2 protein-coding genes are annotated in these 3,057 nt (G+C 41.2%); both read right to left on the minus strand.

Annotated elements, in window-relative coordinates:
• Positions 1–269: 269 nt before the first annotated feature.
• Positions 270–1,460: a cystathionine beta-lyase gene (gene metC / locus FW758_RS24155; RefSeq protein WP_446446784.1), complete on the minus strand. Its 1,191-nt coding sequence runs from the start codon at positions 1,458–1,460 to the stop codon at positions 270–272.
• Positions 1,461–1,471: 11 nt separating this feature from the next.
• Positions 1,472–2,713, minus strand: coding sequence for a dicarboxylate/amino acid:cation symporter (locus FW758_RS24160; RefSeq protein ID WP_446446785.1), 1,242 nt, complete (start codon positions 2,711–2,713; stop codon positions 1,472–1,474).
• Positions 2,714–3,057: the final 344 nt, after the last annotated feature.

Genomic DNA, 3,057 nt, shown 5'->3' on the forward strand with positions numbered 1-3,057 from the left:
GAAATGGCTTAGAGTGATCGCTCTAAAAGCAGTTTTTATTTCAAACTTTAGTTACTAAAAACCGCCAATAAAGACGGTTTTTATTTCCTAACGGTTACTTGTCGCCAATCGGTGGTCAACAGATTGGTCATTTATTATTACTTAAGGTTTTCTGCTTAATTTAAACGCACCTTAGGTGCTTATATGAACGTCAAAAAAATCTTATAAGATTCTTCAGTCTCATTATCTATTCTCAAATAGCACCAAACCCATCTGTGGTGCTGCTGAAATCATTTGTAAATACGGTCGAAACCTTTCTCAAGATCATCGATAAGGTCGTTCACATTTTCTAAGCCAATGTGAACGCGAATCAACGTACCTTCAAAATCCACTGGGTTTGCTGGGCGGATATAATTCAGACTTTCAGGTTGGTTAGCTAGAATCAATGATTCGTAGCCACCCCATGAGTAAGCCATAGAAAAGTGTTCAAAGTTATCTAAATACAACTCTAGCTCTTTTTGAGACAGCTTTTTGTTCAGAACAAAACTGAATAGGCCGTTACACCCTTTGAAATCTCGAATATAAAATTCATGACCTTTGCAGCTAGGCAGCGCGGGGTGGTTCACAACTGCCACCTCTGGACGTTGTTCCAACCATTTGGCAACTTCAATACTTGATTTCTCGTGCTGAGCAAGACGAATCCCCATTGTTCTCAGACCACGCATTGCGACATAAGCCGTATCAGCATCCACCATTTGACCCATTAGATAAGAACGTTCTCTGAGTCGATCCCAACAACGTTCGTTACTTACAGCAGTACCAAGCATGGCATCAGAATGACCAACGATGTACTTTGTCCCCGCTTGAATCGATATGTCAATATCATACTCAAGTGCAGGGAAAAGAATACCAGCAGCCCATGTGTTATCCATAATAATAATAATGTCTTCAGAAACCGTACGAACAGCATTTACAATACTAGGAATATCTTGTACTTCCATCGTCACAGAACTTGGTGACTCTAAGAATACTACTTTAGTGTTTGGTTGTATTAGTTCAGCAATTTCAGCGCTGATGGTTGGAGAGTAGTAAGTTGTTTCAACGCCAATACCTTTCAGTACCACGTTACAGAAATCTTGGGTTGGCTCGTAAGCGGCGCCTGTCATGATAATGTGGTCGCCAGACTCTACGAATGCCAAGATAGCGTTTGAAATTGCTGCCGCACCACAAGGGTATAGGTAACAACCAGCACCACCTTCAAGTTCACACATAGCATCTTGCAGTGCGAAGTGAGTAAGTGTGCCACGACGGCCATAGAACAACTCACCTTTTGCACGATTTTCCGTTGCGTGTTGTTTCTGTTGAACACTTTCAAATACTAATGAAGAAGCGCGTTGGATTACTGGGTTAACAGAACCTTGTAGGAAGCGGGGTTTACGACCAGCGTTAACTAACTTTGTTTCGATATGTTTACTTGTCATTTTTCTATTTCCTATGCTAGTTGTTCAACAGGTTGGGATTGTTCTTGTTGCTGTTGCTGTGTTTCTTTTCCCATGAAGCGTTCAACTATTTGAGTTGCGTTGATGTCGTGAACTACGTTTAGGACCGTTGCTGGAGCGTCACACACGGTGCCAATCACAACCAGAACTGGGATTACTTCAAGCGGCAGACCTAACGTGGTTACGATGAAAATTTCACCTAGGAAAGCCCCGCCAGGTACGCCTCCAATGATGATGGCTGATAGCACCGCGATAACCATAGTCATTACGAATATATCAAATGTGAATGGTAGACCGAGCACTGCATAAATGAAGACCACTTTGATTGCCGCAGTGATGGCTACACCAGATTTGTTTAGGTTTACAAACAGTGGGATACAAATATTGTAGATATCTTTTCTGATCCCCATATTTTCAGCCGCTTTGATGGTTACTGGTAGAGTACCTAGTGATGAACAGGTTCCCAGTGCCGTAATTGAAGGCGCTGCTGCGTATTTCCAGAAGTGTTTGACACCGTTCACACCGCCACCGATGTATGAGTAAATACACCCTCCTACAACATAGTAAAGCAGCATGTAGCCACATAACAGGCCAATAACTGTTCCCAAAGGAACAAGGATTGAACTGTCTTGTGATGCCATTGTCGCAGCGAAGAATGCACCTAGACCTACAGGCGCTAGCTTCATTATTAATCCAACAATATTCATTACTATGGCGTTAGCTGCATCGATAAGTTCAGCGATTTTCTTGCCTTTCTCACCTGCTTGGCTAGTTGCAATCCCCGCCATTACAGACATGATGATCAGCGCAAGAATGTTTGATTTAGACAACAGGCCCACAAAGTCATTCGTTGTGAACATGTTAACGAAGTCCATACCTCCGTTGCCGCCAGTAAACTCTTGGTTTAGGTCGATAGTTACACCTTGAGATATATCAAACATCTGTGCAATACCAACAATACCCAGTGCTGGGAAGAAGGCCATTGCAATTGAAATAACGAGGACAAGGACAAGAATTTTACCGAGTTTTTTTAGGTCCGTCATACTCGCGATAGAAGACATAACGCTGAGTGAAACTAAAGGAACTATCACCATAAAAAGAAGGTTTAGAAAGATTTGACCGATTGGTTTTACTTTGATAGCAAGTTCTGGCATAACGAGACCAAAAATCGCACCGATGATGAGCGCTAATAGCAAGATTATTGATGAGCGGTAAGGCTCTAATTTTTTCCACATAATATTTCACTCGTATAGTTATGATTAAATGTAGTAAATAATTTGGGTTAGTCGTTACTTCGCAATTAGTATAGTAGCTAAACCATTCTAACCTAAGTTTCTTTATTAAAATTAGTGACTAATACCGACATAATCACGCGAAACGTGATCTTGTACGCGGTTTTGTGATTGTTCCATTGCTGAGGTTACGCGATGGTGCATGCAATGCTGTAAACCGGAAGCTTAACCGTGTTGTTTTGTTATCACTACTTAGCTGGAGAGTTCCAAAAATAACGATGTTGAAAACAACTAATAAATTAATTACGCTAGATTAGTGTTGAAAATGGTATTTTTATGCGGATTAG

This window comes from Shewanella sp. 1180_01, assembly GCF_052850535.1.

Excerpts from the sequence above, each read along its gene's own strand:
- metC (WP_446446784.1), bottom strand. The coding sequence starts at position 1,460 with ATGACAAGTAAACATATCGAAACAAAGTTAGTTAACGCTGGTCGTAAA.
- FW758_RS24160 (WP_446446785.1), bottom strand. The coding sequence starts at position 2,713 with ATGTGGAAAAAATTAGAGCCTTACCGCTCATCAATAATCTTGCTATTA.